The 20,604-nt window shown below is 71.3% G+C and carries 22 protein-coding genes, 2 pseudogenes and 1 riboswitch; of the genes and pseudogenes, 7 read left to right on the top strand and 17 right to left on the bottom strand.

Annotation, left to right across the window (positions count from 1 at the left end; genetic code table 11):
* Nucleotides 1-45: 45 nt before the first annotated feature.
* The 3 genes and pseudogenes from IEY93_RS08325 to IEY93_RS08335 form a co-directional block, all read right to left on the bottom strand.
* On the bottom strand, nucleotides 46-1,140 hold the full coding sequence (locus IEY93_RS08325) for a transcriptional regulator (RefSeq protein WP_189162380.1): 1,095 nt from the start codon (nucleotides 1,138-1,140) through the stop codon (nucleotides 46-48).
* 32 nt (nucleotides 1,141-1,172) lie between these two features.
* Nucleotides 1,173-1,448, bottom strand: a pseudogene (locus tag IEY93_RS08330) (alpha/beta hydrolase); the annotation flags it as partial.
* A 148-nt stretch (nucleotides 1,449-1,596) separates the two neighbouring features.
* A complete protein-coding gene (locus IEY93_RS08335; protein ID WP_189162381.1) occupies nucleotides 1,597-1,866 on the bottom strand; it encodes a putative quinol monooxygenase in 270 nt (89 codons plus the stop codon).
* A gap of 19 nt (nucleotides 1,867-1,885) precedes the next feature.
* On the opposite strand from IEY93_RS08335, the gene IEY93_RS08340 reads away from it, so the two are divergent.
* The 3 genes from IEY93_RS08340 to IEY93_RS08350 all read left to right on the top strand — a co-directional run bounded on the left by IEY93_RS08340 (nucleotide 1,886) and on the right by IEY93_RS08350 (nucleotide 4,652).
* On the top strand, nucleotides 1,886-2,377 hold the full coding sequence (locus IEY93_RS08340; RefSeq protein WP_229690971.1) for a helix-turn-helix domain-containing protein: 492 nt from the start codon (nucleotides 1,886-1,888) through the stop codon (nucleotides 2,375-2,377).
* Between the two features lie 215 nt (nucleotides 2,378-2,592).
* The gene (locus IEY93_RS08345) at nucleotides 2,593-3,078 is read left to right on the top strand and encodes an SDR family NAD(P)-dependent oxidoreductase (protein WP_203968429.1); all 486 of its coding nucleotides are present in this window, start codon (nucleotides 2,593-2,595) and stop codon (nucleotides 3,076-3,078) included.
* 179 nt (nucleotides 3,079-3,257) lie between these two features.
* The gene (locus IEY93_RS08350) at nucleotides 3,258-4,652 is read left to right on the top strand and encodes a PBP1A family penicillin-binding protein (protein ID WP_189162382.1); all 1,395 of its coding nucleotides are present in this window, start codon (nucleotides 3,258-3,260) and stop codon (nucleotides 4,650-4,652) included.
* Here IEY93_RS08350 and IEY93_RS08355 read toward each other — a convergent pair.
* From IEY93_RS08355 to IEY93_RS08370, 4 genes are all read right to left on the bottom strand, one after another.
* Nucleotides 4,597-5,823: an anhydro-N-acetylmuramic acid kinase gene (locus tag IEY93_RS08355; protein WP_189162383.1), complete on the bottom strand. Its 1,227-nt coding sequence runs from the start codon at nucleotides 5,821-5,823 to the stop codon at nucleotides 4,597-4,599. The genes IEY93_RS08350 and IEY93_RS08355 overlap by 56 nt on opposite strands.
* 263 nt (nucleotides 5,824-6,086) lie before the next feature.
* The gene (locus tag IEY93_RS08360) at nucleotides 6,087-6,872 is read right to left on the bottom strand and encodes a glycoside hydrolase family 25 protein (RefSeq protein WP_189162384.1); all 786 of its coding nucleotides are present in this window, start codon (nucleotides 6,870-6,872) and stop codon (nucleotides 6,087-6,089) included.
* Nucleotides 6,873-6,882: 10 nt separating this feature from the next.
* Nucleotides 6,883-7,028: riboswitch (cyclic di-AMP (ydaO/yuaA leader) on the bottom strand.
* 225 nt (nucleotides 7,029-7,253) lie between these two features.
* On the bottom strand, nucleotides 7,254-8,096 hold the full coding sequence (locus IEY93_RS08365) for an oxidoreductase (protein WP_189162385.1): 843 nt from the start codon (nucleotides 8,094-8,096) through the stop codon (nucleotides 7,254-7,256).
* 58 nt (nucleotides 8,097-8,154) lie between these two features.
* Nucleotides 8,155-8,487, bottom strand: a complete 333-nt coding sequence (locus tag IEY93_RS08370; protein ID WP_189162386.1) for a nuclear transport factor 2 family protein — start codon at nucleotides 8,485-8,487, stop codon at nucleotides 8,155-8,157.
* A 92-nt stretch (nucleotides 8,488-8,579) separates the two neighbouring features.
* Here IEY93_RS08370 and IEY93_RS08375 point away from each other — a divergent pair, with 92 nt between their 5' ends.
* Nucleotides 8,580-9,533, top strand: a complete 954-nt coding sequence (locus IEY93_RS08375; RefSeq protein WP_189162387.1) for a TetR/AcrR family transcriptional regulator — start codon at nucleotides 8,580-8,582, stop codon at nucleotides 9,531-9,533.
* Here IEY93_RS08375 and IEY93_RS08380 read toward each other — a convergent pair.
* The 9 genes and pseudogenes from IEY93_RS08380 to IEY93_RS39695 form a co-directional block, all read right to left on the bottom strand.
* Nucleotides 9,482-10,687 carry an FAD-dependent monooxygenase gene (locus IEY93_RS08380; RefSeq protein WP_189162388.1) on the bottom strand — a complete coding sequence of 402 codons (1,206 nt, stop codon included), beginning with the start codon at nucleotides 10,685-10,687 and terminating at the stop codon, nucleotides 9,482-9,484. The genes IEY93_RS08375 and IEY93_RS08380 overlap by 52 nt on opposite strands.
* A 172-nt stretch (nucleotides 10,688-10,859) precedes the next feature.
* The gene (locus IEY93_RS08385; protein WP_189162389.1) at nucleotides 10,860-11,510 is read right to left on the bottom strand and encodes a PadR family transcriptional regulator; all 651 of its coding nucleotides are present in this window, start codon (nucleotides 11,508-11,510) and stop codon (nucleotides 10,860-10,862) included.
* Nucleotides 11,511-11,687: 177 nt separating this feature from the next.
* The gene (locus IEY93_RS08390) at nucleotides 11,688-12,773 is read right to left on the bottom strand and encodes an AbrB family transcriptional regulator (protein ID WP_203968430.1); all 1,086 of its coding nucleotides are present in this window, start codon (nucleotides 12,771-12,773) and stop codon (nucleotides 11,688-11,690) included.
* 295 nt (nucleotides 12,774-13,068) lie between these two features.
* Complete coding sequence (locus tag IEY93_RS08395; protein ID WP_189162391.1) at nucleotides 13,069-13,359, bottom strand: hypothetical protein; 291 nt, start codon at nucleotides 13,357-13,359, stop codon at nucleotides 13,069-13,071.
* Nucleotides 13,356-13,790, bottom strand: coding sequence for a hypothetical protein (locus tag IEY93_RS08400; RefSeq protein WP_189162392.1), 435 nt, complete (start codon nucleotides 13,788-13,790; stop codon nucleotides 13,356-13,358). The genes IEY93_RS08395 and IEY93_RS08400 overlap by 4 nt, the downstream gene beginning before the upstream one ends.
* Nucleotides 13,787-14,062 (bottom strand): hypothetical protein, encoded by a 276-nt coding sequence (locus tag IEY93_RS08405; RefSeq protein WP_189162393.1) that lies wholly within the window; start codon nucleotides 14,060-14,062, stop codon nucleotides 13,787-13,789. Before IEY93_RS08405 ends, IEY93_RS08400 begins: the two co-directional genes overlap by 4 nt.
* A gap of 660 nt (nucleotides 14,063-14,722) precedes the next feature.
* Nucleotides 14,723-15,940, bottom strand: a complete 1,218-nt coding sequence (locus tag IEY93_RS08410) for a helix-turn-helix domain-containing protein (protein WP_189162394.1) — start codon at nucleotides 15,938-15,940, stop codon at nucleotides 14,723-14,725.
* Nucleotides 15,941-16,296: 356 nt separating this feature from the next.
* Complete coding sequence (locus IEY93_RS08415) at nucleotides 16,297-17,304, bottom strand: hypothetical protein (RefSeq protein WP_229690972.1); 1,008 nt, start codon at nucleotides 17,302-17,304, stop codon at nucleotides 16,297-16,299.
* A gap of 3 nt (nucleotides 17,305-17,307) precedes the next feature.
* Nucleotides 17,308-17,520 (bottom strand): annotated as a pseudogene (locus IEY93_RS39695) (helix-turn-helix domain-containing protein); the annotation flags it as partial.
* 140 nt (nucleotides 17,521-17,660) lie between these two features.
* Between IEY93_RS39695 and IEY93_RS39700 the strand changes: the two are divergent.
* On the top strand, nucleotides 17,661-17,840 hold the full coding sequence (locus IEY93_RS39700; RefSeq protein WP_203968431.1) for a transposase: 180 nt from the start codon (nucleotides 17,661-17,663) through the stop codon (nucleotides 17,838-17,840).
* 126 nt (nucleotides 17,841-17,966) lie between these two features.
* Here the strand turns inward: IEY93_RS39700 and IEY93_RS08425 are convergent, their stop codons facing one another.
* Nucleotides 17,967-18,305: a VOC family protein gene (locus IEY93_RS08425; RefSeq protein ID WP_229690973.1), complete on the bottom strand. Its 339-nt coding sequence runs from the start codon at nucleotides 18,303-18,305 to the stop codon at nucleotides 17,967-17,969.
* Between the two features lie 288 nt (nucleotides 18,306-18,593).
* On the opposite strand from IEY93_RS08425, the gene IEY93_RS08430 reads away from it, so the two are divergent.
* Both IEY93_RS08430 and IEY93_RS08435 read left to right on the top strand, forming a co-directional pair.
* On the top strand, nucleotides 18,594-19,580 hold the full coding sequence (locus tag IEY93_RS08430) for an NAD-dependent epimerase/dehydratase family protein (protein WP_189162397.1): 987 nt from the start codon (nucleotides 18,594-18,596) through the stop codon (nucleotides 19,578-19,580).
* A 544-nt stretch (nucleotides 19,581-20,124) separates the two neighbouring features.
* Nucleotides 20,125-20,520 carry a VOC family protein gene (locus IEY93_RS08435; RefSeq protein ID WP_189162398.1) on the top strand — a complete coding sequence of 132 codons (396 nt, stop codon included), beginning with the start codon at nucleotides 20,125-20,127 and terminating at the stop codon, nucleotides 20,518-20,520.
* The last annotated feature ends 84 nt before the right edge of the window (nucleotides 20,521-20,604 follow it).

Below are 20,604 nucleotides of genomic sequence, written 5' to 3' on the forward strand. Positions count from 1 at the left end.
CCACTGCTCGTCGACGCATCCGAAACCCTCCAGAACGCCGGCGCGTCAGGACCGCAGGAGGTCGCGGTGGCGCCAGGCGAGCGCGAGGACGGCCGCGCCGGCGGCCTGCATCGGCTCCCTGGAGGTCAGGCGCTCCACGACGTCCCGCTCGAACGGGAAACCTCGCGCGCCGTGCGCCACCACCCGTCCCTCGGGGTTGACCTCGACCAGGCCCGCGAAGATGTCGTCGTACACCGGCGCGTCCAGCACGGTGACCGCGAGCAGATCGGTGGCGAAGGTCAGCGGGTCCACCCCCATGCCCAGCACGTACGAGCGCACCAGGCCCCGATCTCTCGCCTCGGTCAGCGACCGGTAGAACGGCCATTCCTCGTAGTCGAACGCCTCGCCGTAGTCCTCCGCGGTCCCCAGGAACTCCTCGCTGTACTCCCGGACGGCGCACCGCCACAGGTCGAGATCGCGTTCTCGCGCCCGCGCACCTTCGTCGGCCGGCTGGAACACCCCGACCGGCATGACCTGGTAGAGGCCGCCGCCGTGCGCGACCCGGGCGGGGTCACGCCAGTGCAGGACGAACGTCAGCTCGCCCCGCCATGCGTCGCGGCGCAGGGTCAGCATGCTGATGGCCGGCAGCACCGGACGGCGCGACAACAGCGTCGGATCGCCGACCGACGCCCGCAGGGGCAGCTCCGCCAGGCCCGGCCGCAGACCACGCCGCACCTGCTCGGCCAGCTCGTGCGCGACGGCCTCGCCCACGTTCACCCCGTCGAAGTAGGCGGCCGGGCCGTACCGCATCCGCCGTTCGCCGAGAGCGACGTCGAGCAGCCGGTAACTGGACCGGTTCTCGAACAGCCGCGGCGGATCGATGGCGGCCATGGCCGCCGCGTAGGAGGAGTGACCCGCGCAGATGGGCCACGCCTTGGCCTCCGTGCCGGTGACGGCCGGGGGCCGGGCGTCCGGGGACCAGGCCGGACGCAGGGCCGTCAGCTCGATCGGTTCGGCGGGCGACCAGTCGGCACGGCCCAGCAACGGGGTGCCGGCGACCCGGTCGACCCCGGGGTAGAGCTCCGCCGCGACGGCCGCGAGGTCGTGGCGGTGCTCGTTCAGGTAGCGCCGCACGGAGCGCCACCGCTCGGTAGGGGGCACGCCACTCCTCCGCCTCATGTTCCGCGGCCAGCCTACGACGCCGCCTGAACGACCGCGTCAGGCGACGGGGTGGGGGTCAGGACGCGGGCGAGCCAGTCGGTGCGGGTTCGCCGGGCCGTTGCCGAGATGTGCGCCTGCGGGTACAGCGCGTCGAACCCGTGGAAGCCGCCCGCCCAGACGTGCAGTTCGGCCTGGCCACCGGCCGCCCAGATGCGGGTGGCGTACTCGGCGTCCTCGTCCCGGAAGACCTCGGCGGAGCCGGTGTCGACGTAGGTGGTCGGCAGGCCCGACAGGTCGCCGGCCAGCGCCTTTCGGAGGATGGTGCGAGGGGGCGGGGAACGAACCGGGGTTGCTCGGAAGGGGGCTCGCCGCGGATTCAGACGGCCCGCGGACTCGGAAGGCCGTGGACTCGGAAGGCCGTGGACTCGGAAGGCCGTGGACTCGTAGGCCTCGGGCTTAGAAGGCGGCCTTGCCGCGGACCGGTACGTAGTCGGTGTACTCGGACTCCTTGGCGAGCAGTCCGCCGATCCGCGCCACGATGGCCTGGGCTGCCTCGCCGGCGAAGATCCGGTGGTGGTCCTCCTCGCTGATCCAGCCCTCGGTGACGTGTACGACGTCGGGGTCGGACGCGGAACGGGAGACGAGGTAGACGACGCAGTGTTCGCTCGCCCCGGGGCTGCCCTCGTCCAGTCCGGTCAGCAGCAGCTCGACGAGCCGGTCGCCCATTCCGGGCCTGGCGGTCAGGGTGGCGTTGAAGCTGCGCCTGCTCGACGAGCCCCGTGACCGCGCCGTGCTGGCCCCGCTGGTCAAACGCGAGATCCTGTGGCGTCTGATCACCGGCGAACAGGGGGCGACGGTGCGCCAGCTCGGCCTGGCCGACAGCGGCCTCAGCCACGTCTCGCGGGCCGTGCGCTGGATCCGCGAGCACTACGCCGAGCCGTTCCGGGTCGAGGACGTGGCACGCCTGTGCGGCATGAGCGCCTCCGCCTTCTACCGCAACTTCCAGGCGGTGACCGCGATGAGCCCCATCCAGTTCCAGAAGCAGATCAGGCTGCAGGAGGCCCGGCTGCTGCTCGCCACCCGGCCCGGCGACGTCACCGGCGTCGGCCGGCGCGTCGGCTACGACAACCCGTCGCAGTTCAGCCGGGAGTACCGCCGCCTGTTCGGCGCGCCACCGAGCCGGGACGCCACCCGCCTGCGGGACGCCGTACGCACCCCCGTGAGCGTCCTGCCCTGAGCCGAGCCGGGCGGAGGTGGAGGATCGTGCAAGAGGAAGCGAGGATGGTTCTACTATCCACGCAGGTCAAGGCGATGGAATGGGATCACCGATTCTTCCGCGGAGCAGGAAAGTGCCTGCCGGCCGCGGATCCCACCACGTCGCGAAGGACGCACCATGCAGACGATCCTGATCACCGGCACCTCGTCCGGATACGGGCGGGAGACCGCCCGCCCATGTCGCGTGTGCGGGAGGTGTTCGAGACCAACACGTTCGGCGTGATGGCGACCACGCAGGCGGTGCTTCCCGGTTTCCGCGAGCGCGGCTCCGGCGTGGTGGTGAACGTGACCTCCAGCGTGGTGCTGGGGCACATGCCGCTCTCGGCGGTCTACAAGGCGAGCAAGATGGCCATCGAGGGGTTCACCGCGTCCCTCGCGCTCGAGCTCGCGCCCTTCGGTGTACGGGCGAAGACGGTCGAGCCGGGCGCGTGCCTGACGACGGACTTCGCGGCCAAGGCGACGAGCGGCGGGCCCCTGGACGAGCTGGTCCCCGCGCCGTACGCGGAGTGGGCGAAGCAGGCCATGGACGGTTTCGCGGGCCAGGACCTGTTCACCACGGAGAACGACGTCGCCGAGACGGTGTGGCGAGCCGTGCACGACACGACCGGCCAGTTGCGCTTCCCGGCCGGCCCCGACGCCCACTGGCTCGCCCAGGCGAAGTGACCGCCCGGCGGCCCGGGTGAACCCGGCGGCGGCATGCCCGTGGACGGGTGATCCGGCATAGGCTCGGGTGGATCCAAGGCGCAGTGTCGACTTCCTCGCCTCGTGCACGACGGGATTTCCGGCCCTCACGGGTCGGGCTTCCCGCTTCACCGCCGGCCGCCCGCCGAGGAGGTCTCCGCATGAAGGCATTACTGGTCGTTCTCGGTGTCGCCGTGGTGGGCGTACTGGTGGCGGTCCTGCTGTTCCTGCGGGTCCCGCCGGGCGGCGGCCCGGACGAGATGGGCGCGGCCTCGGGCGTCACGACCGCGGCCTCCGCTTCCCCGTCGGCATCCGCGGCTTCCCCTGCGGCGCGCACCAGTGTGCTGCTGGACGCCGAGGGCGCCGTCATCGAGGAGTTCTCCGGCGACTGCGCGGGCAGCGCGCACCGCGACCTCTGCCGGTACGTCCGACGGCACCTGCTCGCCGAGGACCCGGCGGCGCTCACCCGCACCGGCCTGACGATCCGGACGACGATCGACCCGCGGTTCCAGCAGGCCGCTCAGCGGGCCATCGACGCCTACGTCCACCGTGACGACCCGCAGCTCGCCGTCATGGCGATGGTCGTGCCCGGCGAGGGGACCGTCCGGGCCCTGGTCGAAGCCGGAGGCGGCGGGGTGGCCGAGACCGCTTCGGGCGAGGAGGGTGCCGCCGGCGAGCGAGGCTTCCAGCAGGGCACGACGGCGATGCCCTACACCCTGGCCGCCGCGCTCGCCGCGGGTCTGCGCTACGACGACGGGCTGCGCGTCTCCGATGATTACCGCGCCCGCACCTACCAGTCGTTCCGCAACTGCAAGGACCAGAACGTCGGAGATCCGTACCATTACGCGCACAATCGGAAGGCGGTCGGCGACCGGTTCGCCACCCTGCGCTGGGGCACGGAGCAGGCCGTGAACACCTTCTTCCTGCAGCTCCAGGAGAAGATCGGCCTGTGCGAGACCGTCACGATGGCCGAGCGGCTCGGGCTCAGGCGCACCGATGGGCGGCCGCTGCTGGAGGTGGAGACGTTCACGCTGGGGGTGAACGAGACGGACCCGGTCTCGGTGGCCAACTCCTACGCGACCTTCGCCGCCCGGGGCCGCTTCTGCGAGCCAAGAGTGATCGCGGAGATCCGCGACGCCGCCGGTACGACGCGGAGCTTCCCGCCGCGTTGCGAGCAGGTCCTGGACCCGGAGGTCGCCGACGCGGTGACCGGAGTGCTGTCGGGCGTCCTCGCCGGCGGCCCGCTCAAGGGCATCGGCCGCGAGGCGGCGGGCATGCCCGGCTCGTCGGACGGCTTCATGACCGCCGGATACGCCGGTTACACACCCGGTCTGGCCGCGGCCGTCGACCTCGGTGACCCGCGCGGCGCCTACCTGCACCCGCTGAGGGACGTCACCATCGGCGGTCGGCGCTATCCGCAGGTGGACGGCATGTCGATCCCCGGCCCGGCCTGGAAGAAGGCGATGTCCGAAGCCCTGCGCGGGACGCCCGAGAGCGGGTTCACCCGGCCGGATGCCGGGCGATTCGGGGGGTGCCGGGAGGCGTGTCCCGGCTGACCGCGCGCAAGGTGAGGGCGTGTGGCGCCTCAGGTGCGGGGGCCGGCAGGGCGAACGGCCCGGCACCCGGGGTGAGGCTGCCGAGGATGCGGGGAGCACGTGCTCCGGTGCCCGCCGGGATCGTCCCCGGCAGGCCGTGCACGGTGTGCCAGCCGATCAGGGCGAAGGCGATCGCCTCCTTGTCGTCGGCGGGCGCGCCGTAGTCGTCGCTGAGCCGCAGGGTCACGTCCCGGAGTGCGCGGCGCAGCCCGGCCATGAGCACGGGGTTGCGGCAGCCGCCGCCCGAGACGACGAGAAGGCCGATGCCGGTCGCCGTGACATCGCGGGCGACCGTGCGCACGGTGAGTTCGGTGAGGGTCGCCACCAGGTCGGCGGCCCCGGGACGGGTGCCGGCCCTGGCCATGGCCTCCTCGACGTGGCCCAGGTGGAAGAGTTCCTTGCCGGTGCTCTTCGGGGCGGGCAGCCGGTAGTAGGGGTGGTCGAGCAGGACGGCGAGCAGGCTCTGGTCCACGGTGCCGGAGGCGGCGAGACGTCCGTCCTCGTCGAAGCCGCGCGCGGTCAGCCCTAGGCTCGCGACGACCGCGTCGATCAGCGCGTTCGCCGGTCCGATGTCGTACGCGGTGACCTCGCCGGGGCCGCGAACGACCGTCATGTTGGCGATCCCGCCCAGGTTGAGCGCGACCGCGCCGCCCAGGTGCCCGCCGAGCAGGAGGGCGTCGAGCAGGCAGACGAGCGGAGCACCCTGGCCGCCCGCTGCGATGTCGCGGACGCGCACGTCGGCCAGGACGGGTGTCCCGGTGCGCTCGGCGATCCACGCGGGCTGCCCGATCTGCAGGGTGCCGTGGACACGCGTGCCGTCCACCCAGTGGAACACGGTCTGCCCGTGGGAGACGATCAGGTCGACCGGTCCGGCCCGGTCGATTGCGGTGGCGGCGGCCTCGGCGAAGCTCCGGCCGATCAGGGTGTCCAGCTCGCACACCTCGGCGAGGGTGGTGGCCGCCGGTGGGAGCGCCGCGGCGAGGCGGGCGCGCAGCCCGGCGGCGTAGGGCGTGGTGGCGGTGAACTCGACCACCCCACTGAGCGTGCCACCGCCCGAGACGGGGTCGAAGCCGACCAGGGCCACGTCGATGCCGTCGTGCGAGGTGCCGGAGATCATGCCGAGGATTCTCATCAGATGACCTCCGAGAAGACCCCGCCTTCGGGCGAGGAAGGGATTGGGCTCCTGCCGCGCACGGCAGGAGATGGCGAACCCGGCGTGCCGTCCTCCCGGCCACGACTCGGCCCCGCTGTCGAAATTCTCGCCGCTTCGGCCGGCGCCGCCGTGTCCGGGGCTTCGTGACGCGCCGTGTTTCCCTGGGCTCCCCTGTGTCCGGGGCGGGCGCGCCACGGCCCGGGACCGGAGGTCCGGTCCCGGGCCGGTCGGGGAGGCGGGGGTCAGTGGCGGCCGAAGGCGCGGAGTTGGGCCGGGGTCAGCGCGGAGACGTTCTGGTCGACGGGGACGTCGGTGTACTGGTGGATGGTCCAGCGCTTCCAGTCGGCGGGCGGGGTGACGTCGCCCGGGGAGCGGCCGTAGTAGGCCACCCACAGCGGGTAGTCGGCGAGGCCGTGGCCGTAGGTGTTGGCGAAGTTCCAGCCGCTGTAGAACAACGGCGTGGTACCGGTCTTGGCCTTGACGTACGACAGCCAGGTCTTGGCCCAGGCGTTGACGCGGGCGACCGGCAGGCCATCGGCCGTCTCCAGGTCCAGCACCAGCAGGTCGCCCCGCTTGACCGGCTGGGAGTTCACCATGGACAGGAAGTAGTTCGCCTCGGCGATGGGATCGTTGCTCGGGTGGCCGTAGTGGTAGGCGCCGCGCACGATGCCCTTCTTGGCGAGTTCCCGCCAGTGGCGGACGAACGCGGAGTCGCGGAAGGTCAGCCCTTCGGTGGCCTTGATGAAGCCGAACTGCGCCGGGCTGGTGTTCCAGTCATGGTCGGCCTCGTACTCGGAGACGTCCTGACCGTAGATGTGGTTCTGCGGCGCCGCGTGCGCCAGGCCGGCCTGGACGGTCCCGGCCGCGTGTGCCGGGCCGGCCACGAGGGTCCCGGCTACGGCCGCCACCAGGGTCATCCCGGCAACGGCCGAGCGGAACCGCACGAGGGAGCGGCCCAGGCGTGCGCCGGAGCGGGTCGACCGGTTCTTGCCGGAGCGGACGATCGAGGAACACCGGTAGGTGGGCATGAAGGGCTGGCTCCTTGCTTCCGTACGCCTACCGGGTGAGCTGACGGGTTCGGGTGGAAAGTACCCTACGGGCGCGCCTCTGGGGGCCGGCGCTCCGATTCACCCCGGGATGTGGGTCCCCGGTTCCGCGAGAGGCGGATTCGGCGGGCGTGCCGTCCCGGCGGGAGTCGTCCTCGCCGAAAGCACGCGATCTGGGCAACGAACGGCAACGAACCCGAGGCCTCTGGCCATCGGTACAGCTGCCGCTGCCTACCAAAGGTACATGCAACACCATGCACGTGTAAACAGGACAAAATTCACGTCTTGCCTGGTCAAGGCGTCAGGACCGCCGCTGGACCGCTCACGATGGAGCGGTCCAGCGAGTGCCGGGGGCCCGGCGGATCACCGGCCGGGCGGGAAGTCGGCGCCGCGCGAGACGGCCTCCTGGGACCGCAGTTCGGTGAGCATGCCCGAAAGCCGCTCGGTCACCCGGTCGTATCCCGCGCCGCCGAGCACCAGACGCCGGGGCGGATCGTCCTGGCGCATCGCGTCGAGGACGGCCGACACGCCACGGCGCGGGTCGCCGGGCTGCCTGCCGTCCTCGTCGATCATCGCGGCCCGCACGGCCTCCAGCATCGGCCGGTAGTCCTCGATGGTCTCCGCGACCGGCTCATCGGCGAAGCCCGCGTACGCCCGGGTGCGGAAGGCCCCCGGTTCGACGGCGAGCACCTTGATCCCCAGCGGCGCGACCTCCTCGCGCAGCACCTCCGTCATCCCCTCGACGGCGAACTTCGCCGCGCTGTAGAAGCCGAAGCCGGTGACGCCGGCGAGGCCCGCGACCGACGACATGTTGACGATCCACCCGGCGCGCCGGGCACGCATCCCGGGCAGCACGGCACGGGTCACGGCCAGCACCGCGAAGAAGTTCAGCTCGAACATCTTGCGCACCGCGGCCTCGTCCATGCCCTCCACCGAGCCGTACCAGCCCCGGCCGGCGTTGTTGACCAGGACGTCGATGCCGCCGAACCGCGCCTCCGCGGCCGAGACCGCCTCGTGGACCTGCCGGGTGTCGGTCACGTCGAGCGGCAGGACCAGCACCCGATCGCCGTGCTCCTCCACCCAGTCGCGCAGTTCGTGCGGCCGGCGCGCGGTGAGCGCGACGCGGTCGCCGTTCTCCAGCGCGGCCTCGGCGAAGGTCATGCCGAACCCGCCGGGTGTGCCGCCGGTGATGAACCAGGTCTTCATGCGTCTCTCTTCTCGGATCGCGCCGCGGACGGCCGTGCTCGTAGGTGCGGGTGCGGGCTCACGGCGCGATCTCCAGCCGGTGGACGCGGTCGCCGTCGAGAGTGAAACGCCACTTCAGTTCGGCGACGCCGCCGGGGAAGTCGCCGGTCAGGCGGCCCGCGACCAGGACGGCGTTCTCGCCGAGGGCCTCGGCGCCGAGCACCTCGACCGTGTACTGGTACCGCGACGCGGCGTCCTGCTTCCAGGCGCGGATCTCCGCCGTGCCGTGGTGGGTGCGGCCTTCGTCCACGACCTCGGCGTCCTCGGTGAACAGCGCGAGGAACGCGTCGATGTCGTGGCGGGCGTCCGCCTCGAAGTAGCCGGCGACCACGCCGGGAAGTGTGGTGTGCATGAGAGTCCCCTTCCGGAGGGCGCCGTCGAGCCGACCCCTCGCTACATTCGCTATAGCACTTCGTATAGCGCTACATAAGCTAACATAGCGATATGAAAGCTCGGACCCGGGGCGACGGCGGCGCCCGCGATCGGCTACTGCTGGCCGCCGCCGAACTGCTGGAGAGCTCCGGCGACCGCACGCTGTCGACCCGTGCCGTGTGCGAGCGCGCGGGGGTGCAGGCCCCGACGCTGTACCACCACTTCGGCAGCAAGCAGGGCCTGATCAACGCGGTGATCAACCACGGGTTCACCCAGTACGTCCAGCCGCCGGACCCGGCCGACGCCTCAGGCGACCCGGTGGACGGCCTCCGTACCGGCTGGGACCGGCACGTGCGGTACGGGCTGGAGCACCCGGCCTTCTACGCACTGCTCTACGGAAGGGTCGAGCCCGGCAAGCCCTGCGCCATCACCGCGCCCGCGCACGCCATGCTGCGTGACCTGCTGGCCGCCGCGGCCCGTCAGGGACTGCTCACGGTCACCGTGGACGACGCGGCCGAGCAGATCCTGGCCGCGAACGTCGGGGTCACTCTGAGCCTGATCACCCAGCCCGGCGACACGCGCGATCTGGGCCTGTCCGACCGCGTCCGCGAGGCGGCCCTGGCCGGCGTCCTGCGTCTCGACGGCGCACGGTCGTCACCCGGCCCGCGGATCACGGCGGCGGGAGCGGCGGTCACCGGGACGGCCGGCGCGCCCACCCGGGCGAACGCCGCGCTGACGCTGCGCGCGCTCATCGAGCAGGAGCCCGCCGGGCTGACCCCCGGCGAACACGCGCTGCTCGGCGAGCTACTGGACCGGCTGGCCGGCTCCCGGCTCCGGCCCGGCCCGCCCGCGGAGCCAGGCAGATCAGGCGCGGAACCGGGCAGGTCGAGCGCAGAGGCGGGCGGGTCGTATTCGGCGCACGGCGGGTCAGGCGCGGAGCCGGGCGGGTCGGACGCGGAGCCGGGCGGGTCGCCTCAGCGCAGGGCCGGGTCGGCGGACACCGGGGCGTCCCAGTCGATCAGGTAGCGCTGCTCGGGGCCGATGGTCTTCTCCGGGTTCATGGCCGCTTTCACGAAGAGCGGCATGAGCAGCGGCATCACCGCCCTGGCCACCGCGCCGGGCGCCTTGGTCCGGTTGATCCGCGCGGCCCGGGCGGCGACCTTCTCCACCCGGTCGCGCCGCAGCCGCTCGAAGGCGGCGAACGCCGACGGGACGTCGGGCAGGTCGCGCAGGCAGCGGGCCAGTTGCACCGCGCTCTCCAGTGCGAGCGAGGCGCCCTGCCCTGAGCTGTTGGACGGCGCGTGCGCCGCGTCGCCGACCAGCACCATGCGGCCGCGGTACCAGTGCCGGACGCTGGGCATGATGTGCAGCGCTCCCACGACCCGGAGTTCACCGGCGTCGCTGGTCCGCAGCAGTTCACCTGCGGGGTCGTCGTCCCCGTAGGCGTCGCGCAGCCTGCGCATCCACTCGTCCGCGGGCACCGCGCGGGCCTCGGTGAGGCTCATCTCCCGTTCCCCGGGCAGGTTGACGCCCCAGCGCGTGCCGCCGCCCGGCTCTGGCCAATAGAGGTAGTAGCCGCCGCGGCCGAAAGCGAAGGTCATCGTGCCGGGCTCGGCGCCGGTGTCGTACCGGGCCACCGCCTCGAAGCCGAGCAGCCCGGTGAACCGCGGGCCGGGCGCCTGCGGGTCGATGAGCCCACGCACGGCCGACCGGATGCCGTCGGCCCCGATCAGAATGTCGGCGCGGGCGGTGCCGCCGTCGGCGAACGTGGCGACGACGCCCGATCCGTCCTCCCGCGCGTCCACCAGCCGCCTCCCGTACTCGACGGCCACCCCGGCCACGACGGCCCGGTCGTGCAGGACGCGGGACAGTTCACCGCGGTGCACCACCTGCAGCGGCGGCACGCCGGCCAGGCCGGGCAGCGCGACGCGCTTGCGTCCCACGGCCAGCACCTGACTGGTGATCGGCGTCCCGATCGCCCGCACATCCTCGTCCGCGCCGAGCGGGCTCAGCGCCGCGACACCGTTCGGCGCGAGCGCCAGCGTGCCGCCGATGCCGTCGGCCGGGCTCGGGTACGCCTCATAGACGGTGGCCTCGATGCCGGCCTTCCGCAGTGCCAGCGCGGCCACCGGTCCCGCGATGCCACCGCCGATGACGATCGCCGTCTTGACCTGGGTCATGGTCTTCTCCCTGATGATCGGTTCGGTTGTCGTGCAGCCCGAACCCACCTGGGAGGAACCCGGCTATCCTCATGGTTGCCGCCTCGGACTGAGGGCCCGCCCAGGTGTGGTTCGAGGTCTTTCGAGGTGAAAGGCCCTGGCGCGGTGTTGCAGCACCGTGCCGGGGCCGTCGTCACTCCTGTGCTCCGGCCGCCCCTTCCGCCAGCTCGGTCAGCTCCGGCGGCATGACGCCGGTCTCGTGCACGGTCCGCCAGACGTCCAGCCCGGGGTAGGTGCCCGAGGTCAGCTCCGTGAGCAGGGCACGCACCCAGGCGGCCTCCGCCTCCTGGAGAGCCAGGTCGTACTCCGACTCCACCAGGAACAGCCGCGGAACGGTCCGCGCGTGCCGGGTGAGCGCGTCGCGCGCGGCGGCGATGCCGTCATCGAGCAGGTCCAGCCGCTGCCGCAGCAGGCGGGTGGCCTCGTCCGGATGCAGGACGGCGAGCACCGACAGGCCCGCCCGGAAGCGCGGACGCTCCTGCACGGGGGTCGAGACCAGCTCGCGCGCCCAGTCCACCATCTCCTCACGGCCGGAGTCGGTGATGCGGTAGACGGTGCGCTCGGGCCGGCGGCCTTCGCGCACGCTCTCGACGGCCGCGATGAGCCCGTGCTTCTCCATGTTGCGGACGACCGTGTACAGAGACCCCCACTTGATCTCCATGTCGTCGTCCTTGCCCCAGCCGCGCAGCACCGTGGCGATCTCGTAGGGGTGCATCGGCCGCTGCGTGAGGGCCGACAGCACGGCGAGCGCCATGAGGTTGCCGACCTTCCGCGGCTTCGGCACGCCCCTCACCCACTCCCTTGTCGACGATTACTCGCATGCGAGCATACGCCGACGAGTATCCCGTAGGCAAGAACGGACAAGGCCGCCCGGCTTCACTCATGTCGAAGACCCAGGCTCGTACGGGAAGGTCCGGGACACGCGCCGGCTCACGCGGCACGATGCGCGAGGCGACCGCCCTCACCGGGCCGTGGACGACCACCTGCCGAACCGGACGAGGAGTGGCACCAGTAAGAGCATCATGACGAGCCGCAGACCCTGGACGCCGGAGATCAACGGCACGTCGGCGTTGCTCGCCACGGCGATGCCGAGAACGGCGTTGATGCCGCCGGGAGTCGTGGCCAGATAGGCGTCACTGATCGGGATGTCCGCGAACCGGGCGAGCAACCATGCCAAGATCCCACAGGCTCCGCTGAGCACGAGCGTGCACAGGGCGGCGAGCGGCAGCAGACGGCCGATGTGCGCGAGGGCGGAGCGGGTGAACCGCAGGCCGATGTCCAGCCCGATGATCGTGAACAGCACGGTACGCAGGGCGCCCGTGGGAGCGAAACCCCCTACGGCCCCGCTCGCGGTGAGGGCGGCGGTCAGCAGCATGGGCCCCAGGAGCGCGGGACTCGGCAGGCGCACGGCACGCGCGACCAAGGTGCCGGCGAGCGCCACCAAGGCCAGCAGGACCAGTCCCAAACCCTGGTGGCCGCCGGTGACCACCGGCCCGATCTCATGATCAGCGTCGGCCAGGGGCCACATCGCGCCCGGGGTCAGCAGCCAGTGCGCCAGCACGGGGGCAGTCCCCGCGACCATCGCGACGCGCAGGTACTGCAGCACGGCCACCACCCGCCCGTCCGCGTCCATCTCCCGGGCCGTGGAGACGACCGCCGCCGAGCCCCCGGCCACCATGCCGAGCATGGCGCTGGCCCGGTCGACGTGGCCGACCCGGGTCATGACGGCACCGCCGCCCAGGCTGAGCAGGATGGTGACCACGGTCACGACGGCCAGCGGGATCAGCCCCGGACCGGTCTGGAAGAGGCTGTGCGCGTCGAGATAGCCGCCCACCAGCACGCCGAAAGCGGCCTGGCACACCTGGGTGACCGCGCGCGGGACCTGGCGCGTCGTCAGACCCGTCAGGGCGAGAGCGAGACCGGCCAGCAGCGGGGCGAGCAGGTGCGGAGCGGGCAGCACGGGCTCGGCCAGCTCTCCGGCGGCGAACCCTGCTGCGATGAGCGCCGGCCAGATCGCCCAGCGCCGCCAGGCTGCCAGAGAGCGCACTGGTGACGCGGACGCAAGGCCGTCCCCCCGAACGGCTCTTCCCACGTCCTCACAGTACAGAACCCCACACACCGCCCCGTACCTCCTCCTGCGGCCCATCCGAGGCCGTACGCGGCACGGCCCGGCGTACCCGATCACGTGGTGGCCGCGCGCCCCCACGTGCGCATGGCCACCACCGGCCCGACCATCGCGGTGAGCAATGGATCATGGCGGAGGTCGTCTCCGGTACGGTTCCGCCAAGGTGCGACGGCGCGCGAGGTCCGGGCTCACCGCACCGCCGCACCGGTTGAGCGGGCTACACCGCCTGGCCGAGCAGGATGTGTTCCCACAGCGTGGCGGTGTCGGAGTGGCTCATCCGTTCGGTCTGCGTCGTCGGGTGTCCCCTTCGGGTGCGTTCGATGTAGCCGCGGCCTGCTGCGGATACCAGGTAGTAGACGGTGGGGCGGCATTCGCAGGTCCAGCGCAGTACGCGGCGTCGTTGCTCGGGGCGGGTGGCGGGCTGCCAGGTGATGTGGCGGGTGGTGGGGTCCGGTTCGCAGGCGTGCGGGCCGCATCCGGGGGTGCCCTCGGTGGGGGTGAGCGTCACCTGTCCTCCTGTGAACATGGCCGCTCCGTGGGGGCGGTGATCGCTGCGGCGCAGTTCTCGCAGGCCAGTGGGTCGAGCGTGGTCCAGACGACCGGGTGCCGGGAGATGATGCCCACCCGCGCCTCGGTTCGGCACGTCGTCCGGGTCACGACCCCGGGGATGGCGATCGCCCAGGGAACGGCGTGCCGGATCGGCGAGCCCGGGACGAACGCGACCGCGTACAACGGCGGCGCAGCCATCGCCGGGACGGGCCCGCTCGTGGTGTCGGGGCCGCCGCCGGTGGCGCCGGGGAGCCGGTCCGTGGCGCCGAGGCGGCCGCCCAGGGTGCCGGACAGGTGGCCGGCGACGGCGGGTAGGTGGTCCCCTGCTGGGAGGTGGGCAGCCGAGGACATGATGTACGGGTCGTGTCGCCCGTCGTGGTGGCCGGTCATGCGGGGGTCACCGCCATCTCGGCCTCGCGCATGAGCATGCGCAGTTCCTCGGTGGTGGTGGCCTCGACCCGCAGGCCGGTGGGTGCCTGCCACAGGGCGATGGCGGTGAAGCGTCGGCTGCCGACGCCGTAGAACACCGTCCAGGCGGGTTCGATCTGGTCGAGCTGGGCGGCCGCCGCCCGCTTGGCGGGGTCCCATCGGCGAGGAGCCTGGTGGGGGATGCGCGGCACGGCGCCGATGTGGTGGCGTCCGGCGGGGCGTTGGCGCTTCACGCGGCGGCTCCCTGGCGGTACGGGCGCCGGTCGGCCAAGGCCCTTCGGTCCGGCGCCCGGCCCCGGCCGGTCGGGGCGGGCGTCATGGCCGGGCGCTGGTGGAGGCCGGTCAGGCCCGACGCGGCCACGGGCGGGTGCACCCTCGGCGGACGAACCGGAGCGAGCGTGGCCGGATGGCCCGGTACGGCCGTGGACGGACGGACCGAGGCGGTCGTAGAGGGGCGAGCCGGGGCGGTCTTGGACGGGCGGACTGAGGCGGTCGCGAGCGGGTGGACCGGCGGGCGGGCCGGGGAGGCCGGGGGTGTGCCGCACAGGCCGAGGCGGCGCCGGGCGTCCAGGCGGGCGCGCATCTGGGCGTTGGTCGGGTGCTCCCACTCGTGGCGCCGCCGGTGCGGCAGGCTCTGCGCGTCATGCGCGTACGGCGGATGCCCGCACCACCGGCACCCGAGCGGCTTGGGCGGGGCGTCCGCACCGTGACGAATACGGACCAACCGGGGCGTAGGCCGGTTATGGACAACCCTAGGATTGGCCATGGGTCAGGACCTCTTTTCCTGATCAAGGCCCCGGGCACCGGTGTTCGCGCACCGGCCGGGGCCGTCTTCGTTCGCGGCAACCTAAGACGCGAAGACGGCCCCGGTGTTTCCGGATGGAAACCCTTGTTCAGATGAGGTTCATCCGCCAGGCCAGTCCGCGGAGATCACGACTGATCGCGTTGTCGTACATGTCCGCGACCAGTTCACGCACCATGGGGTTCTTGTGGACGCTGGCGACCGAGAGCCTCTCGGCATGGCGCAGCTGCCGTACGGCGGCGTCGCTCCTGCCGAGCATGGCCAGCGCGCGCCCCTGCTCGATCGCCAAGGCGGCTTTTCTGCTACGCCTGCGGAGCGCCTTCGCTTCCACACCGCTGGCTACCTCAAGGGCTTCTTCCGGCTTTCCCGCCTCTACCGCCAGCATCGTTCTCCAGACACCGACATTCGCGGGCCCGAAACTCTGCCAGCCCTCGCCGGTCGACCCGTCGGGTTGTTCTCCGAGCCGCTCGGCGATCCGACCGGCTTCGGCGATCCTGTCGGCCGCCCCGGCAGCGTCGTTCTGGAGGTGCCGGGCCAGCGCGGCGTACAGCTGGAGCATTCCGTAGACCTCGTGGGCGGTCCGCTCGTCACCTAGGTGTCCCGCAAGCATGTCCGCAGCGCGTTCAGCGTCACGAAGGGCCCGCGAAACCGTGGCGGCCGGCCGAGAGCCTGCCTGTGCGAACGCCGCCGCTCCGATCATCACCGGATCGTTGAGCAGTCGTGCGGCCCTTTCAGCACGGTCGGCCGCGATCCAGGCCAGGTCAACCTGTCCAAGGTGCCGAAGCACGTTGGTCGCCGAAGTGCAGAGATCGACCAGCAGACGAAGCGCGGTGGCACGATCTCGCTCGTCTCCCGTGGCCGCGTACATGTGAAGCTCGGCCAGCACCGGCGGCAAGGCGGTGGCGAGCTGGGCATCGTCGGCGTTCCGCCGGTATTCGCGAATGTCGCTATTGATCAGCTCTACCAGTGCACGGAGAGGTCGCGCCTGGATGTCCAGAGGGCTGTCGAGAGAGGCATCGAGGAACACCTCCCGGAGGCGTACGACGTCCCCATATGCCCTGTCCCTCGGACGAATGACCGGAGCCGGCTCCCCGAGCAGATCAGAGGCCGAGACCTCCAGGGCGTCTGCGAGGTCGCGGATATCGCTGCGACGCTCGAGCCTTGCGTGGCCGTTCTCGATTTTGCTGAGCCAGCCCTTGGACCGGCCAGTGAGACCGGCGAGAGTCTCCAGCGACATTCCACGGTAGCGACGGGCGGCTCGTACGTTTTCGCCGATCCGCCGCATGCCGTCGTCAACGGCGCGCGCCATGGTCGAGCCTTCCTCACAGGTTCCGATACCGACCGCCACGGTACGCGGCACGCCGTCGCCCGCGCATGGCGATGGCGGTGAAGCGGCGGGTGCCGACGCCGTAGAACACCGTCCAAGCGGGGGATCTGGTCGAGTTGGGCTGCCGCCGCTCGCTGGGCGGGGTCCCACCGGCGACGCGCCTGGTGGGGATGCGCGGCACGGCGCCTCCTCGATTCCTGATCAAGGGACCCGTACGGCGCTGGAACGCCTGCGGGTCCCGCTGACTTCTGCCTGCCTCCCGATGGTCGCTACACACAAGGGGCTCTGCGTTGCGCCTTTGGCAACACAGAGCCCCTTGACTCTCCGCTATCCCTCTGTTACACACCGCTCCATTGGGCGAAGTCACGGAGCCGGTCGGCCGCACGCTGGCGAGCCCGCAGCAGCGTCGCCACGGTCTCGCGGACGCCGGGGTGATACCGCGTCTGTTGTGGCGCGATCCGGCGGGCCTGGTAGAGCGATTCCAGCGCCTCCTCGTGATGGGCCGTCCATGCCTCGGCACGAGCCCGGTCGACCCAGTAGTGCCCTGCCCTGGCAGGTGGATAGTCCTCCGGCAGACGGACCTTGACGGCCTTCTCCAGCGCCTTGCCGTACTGATCGCGGTCGCTCGCAGCGGCCATGCTGTGGATGGCCACGTTGACCGGCCCGAACACGAGCCCGTAGTCGCGGGTCTCTCCTGTTCGGACCGCGATGTTGTTCGCTTCGCCGAGCCAGTCGTCGGCCGTGACGGTGTCACCGCGTCTGCTGGAAAGGACGGCCGCCTTCAGATGCAGCGCGCCGCGTACCGCTCGTGTCGGGCGTTCGCCGTCATCCTCCAGGTCACGCAGCGCCTGTTCGACCAAGGCCACGCCACGATCAGGACGAGCGGCGTCCGCCAGCAGTTGCGCACGGTCCCAACGCTCGATGGCCACCTGCCGCGGATCGCCGGAATCCCGGGCGGCGACCGCCATGCGGGCCAGAGCCAACCGCGCCAGATCCAGATAACCGATCTGCCTGCCCACGACGTACACGGTCCGTGCGGCCTCCGCCTGCAACCACGCCGCGCGCTCGCGATCCCGCCCAGGCCGGTCGTGCATCAGAGCCCGGGCGTTGATCTCAGCCAAGAGGCCGGGCAGGCCAGTGGCGATCTCGATGAACTCCGCTCGGGCACGCCGGCCCTCAAGGCGAGCCACTTCGGCGTGCAACTCCCCGAGAGACCGCGGTACAGGGTCGTCGGCGCTCGGCGGAATGTCCCAGTCGTCCAGCGCGGTGCTGATCGGCGTGGTGAGCCTGTCGAGTTGGTCCCGCTGCAACGTCTGGATGTAAGGCTGCCCGTGCAAGACCGACACGGACACTCCAAGAGCCCTGGCCACCGCAGCTACAACAGCCGGGGTGGCAGGCCGGTCGCCTGACTCGATACGAGACAGGTGCCCGGTCGAAACATGGGCACGGCGGCCCAGTTCAGCGAGGGAGAAGTCGCGGATCGCGCGGAACTCCCGGATGCGCGCCCCGATGCCCTCCGGCTCCTCCTCTCGGGGACGCCTAGGCGTGTCACGGTCGTTCACAGGCCCCTGACCTTTCCCGAAACCTCGACCTCTTCAGGCTAAGGGTCAGGGTCTTTCCCATGCCGAACAATCGAGCAACGAACGAGCCTCCCTAGGGCGTGTACCGAAAGTGGATCTTGGACCTGAGATGATCTTGACTCGTGGCACGTGGAGATCTGACGGACGCGCAATGGGCGGTGTTGGAACCGTTGTTGCCGAAGGGCAAGAAGCCCGGCCGGCCGCCGACGTGGACCTGGCGGCAGCTGATCGACGGCATACGGTTCCGGGTCCGCACCGGCTCGCGGTCCGCTACGAGGCGACCGTCCTCGTCGCGGCCATAAACGAGTGGCTGTGACCAGCACAGCCGACGCCATGCCCTCTCCGAGGCGGCCGGCAGCTGATGAACCGCCCGACCACGCCTGAGCGCTACGGCGTCTGACGGGGGATACCTGTCAACGCCGGGGATGTCAGGAAGACGTCAGGCAGAAGGGGTGGCCAGCCGGATCCAGGAGTACCCGCCAGCGTCCGTCCCCGGGCTGATGGGCCGGTTTGGCCGCGCCGAGTTCCAGCGCCAGCTCTTCCATCGCATCGAGGTCGTCAGCGCGGAAATCCAGGTGGAACTGTTGTGGCACGTCCTGACCCGGCCACTGCGGAGCCCGGTATCCGTCAACCCTCTGGAATCCCAGATCACAGCCGGAGTCGTCCGTCAGAGCGACGAACTCGTCCGTACTGAAGAGTTCGCGCATCCCGGTCAGTGCACCGTAGAAGCCCGCCAGCACCTGCGGGTCGGCACAGTCCAAGATCACCCCTCGCAGTACAGCGCCTGGCACCATTCGCTCCTTCGTGTCCGCGCGCCTGTCTCCGTAAGCCGCCGCTGCACGCGATCACCGGCCTACAGCCACACCGTACCCGCCACATCCACCGCTGAAGTAGCGGTTTATCCCTGCTCAGAGCAACGGGTGACTGTGACCGGCGCCTTCGATACACGCCCTGGGCGTGTGCCAACGAGATGGTCATAAGAGCAGTTCTTACGAGCTGCGAACGGTGGACGGATGGGCCGCCGGGAGGTGCGGGGTGCGGCCTACGCTCGGCGGGTGAGAGTACTCGTGACCGGTTCGGCCGGGTTCATCGGAAGCCATGTCGTCGAAGCGCTCGCCGAGGCGGGGCACGACGTGACGGGTCTCGACCTGCGGACCGGGGACGACGTGCGCGACGACGCCGCCGTGGACCGGGCGCTGGCCGGTGTGGAGATCGTGGTGCACCAGGCGGCCAAGGTCGGGCTGGGGGTGGACGTCTCCGACCTGCCGGAGTACACCTCGGTCAACGCCTACGGCACCGCCGTCCTGCTCGCGGCGATGGCCAGGCACGGCACGACGCGGCTGGTGCTGGCCTCCTCGATGGTCGTCTACGGGGAGGGCGCCTACGACTGCCCTCGGCACGGACGGGTACGGCCCGGCCCGCGTGACCCCGCCGACCTGGCACAAGGGCTGTACGAACCGCGCTGCCCCGGGTGCGGCTCGCCGCTGACGTCCGGCACGATCAGCGAGGACGCCCCCCTCGATCCGCGCAACGCCTACGCCACCACCAAGCTCGCCCAGGAACACCTGGCCGCCAACTGGGCCAGGGAGACCGGCGGCACGGCGGTCGCGCTGCGCTACCACAACGTGTACGGGCCGAGAATGCCGAAGGACACCCCGTACTCCGGGGTAGCGGCGATCTTCCGGTCCGCGCTGGAGGCCGGGCGCGCGCCGAAGGTGTTTGAGGACGGCCGGCAACGCCGGGACTTCGTCCACGTCCGCGACGTCGCCCAGGCCAACCTCGCCGCCCTGTCCGGCGGCATGCCGGGGACACTGACGGCGTACAACATCGCCAGCGGCGAGCCGCACACCGTCGGGGAGATGGCCGCCGCGCTGGCCGCCGAGCGAGGAGGCCCCGATCCGGTCGTCACCGGCGACCACCGGCTCGGCGACGTACGGCACATCGTGGCCTCGCCCGCCCGCGCCGCCGACGATCTCGGGTTCCGGGCGGGCATCGCCTTCGCCGACGGCATGAAGGAGTTCGCCACCGCCCCCCTCGGCTGACGATGGCGATGTGGGCGTCGGACACACCCGTCGGCCGGCCTGATGCGGTAACGCGCGGGGTGCGCCGACTTCCCGCCGCAGCACGGCGCCGGATTCGCCGCACACCATCCCGCCGACCCGGCGCCGATCACACAACCCATCGAACGGACGGAAAGAACACAGCCCGGCTCAGACAAGGCTGCGCCAACCCATCGATCGACCGGCCTGATGCGGGCCCCCGCCATAGAACGACGCCGGACTCGCCGCACACCACCACACCGACCCGGCGCCGATCAGAGGACCCGTGGCCGGACAGAACACGATGCTCCTACGTTGCGCACAGTGAGTTGACAGACACGGATGTGGACCTGTCTACTGGCGTCAATCGCGCCATCGAACTCGTGTCGATGGTTGAAGGCCCCGCCCATCGGACGGGGCCTCGTCAATCTCTCTGCTGCGGCTACTCCTGCTAGAGCGCGGGGCCGCACTTGCTCACGGTCGCCTCTAGATCATTGATTGCAAGGCCCATAGGGTGAGCCCTCGTCTGTACTGTTTGGAGGAGCTCATGACCAGTAGGTTCACCGAGTTGGTCGTCGACTGCCACGACTCGGAGCGGCTCGCGGCCTTCTGGTGCGCGGTCCTGGACTTCAAGGTGATCGACCGGAGCGAGGGCATGGTCGAGATCGGCTCCTGGGAGCCGACCATCGAGGAGGTCCGGGCCCGCCAGATGCCGCCCACCCTGATGTTCATCCAGGTGCCCGAGGGCAAGACCGTGAAGAACCGGCTCCACCTCGACGTCAGCCCGATCGACGGCAGTACCGACGACGAGGTGGCCAGGCTGCTCGGCCTCGGCGCCACCAAGGTGGACGTGGGGCAGGGCTCCGGCCGTAGCTGGGTGGTCATGGCCGACCCTGAGGGCAACGAGTTCGACGTCGTGCGCAGCCTGGCACCGTCCACCTAGATGATCGCCCCCAAGGGTTGGTGGTCGTAGGCGGTCGGTGAGCGCAGGACGGGCTGTCCCGTGCGGTCGTTGTGCCCGATGGCG

Source organism: Sphaerisporangium melleum (assembly GCF_014646695.1).
Lineage (GTDB): Bacteria > Actinomycetota > Actinomycetes > Streptosporangiales > Streptosporangiaceae > Sphaerisporangium > Sphaerisporangium melleum.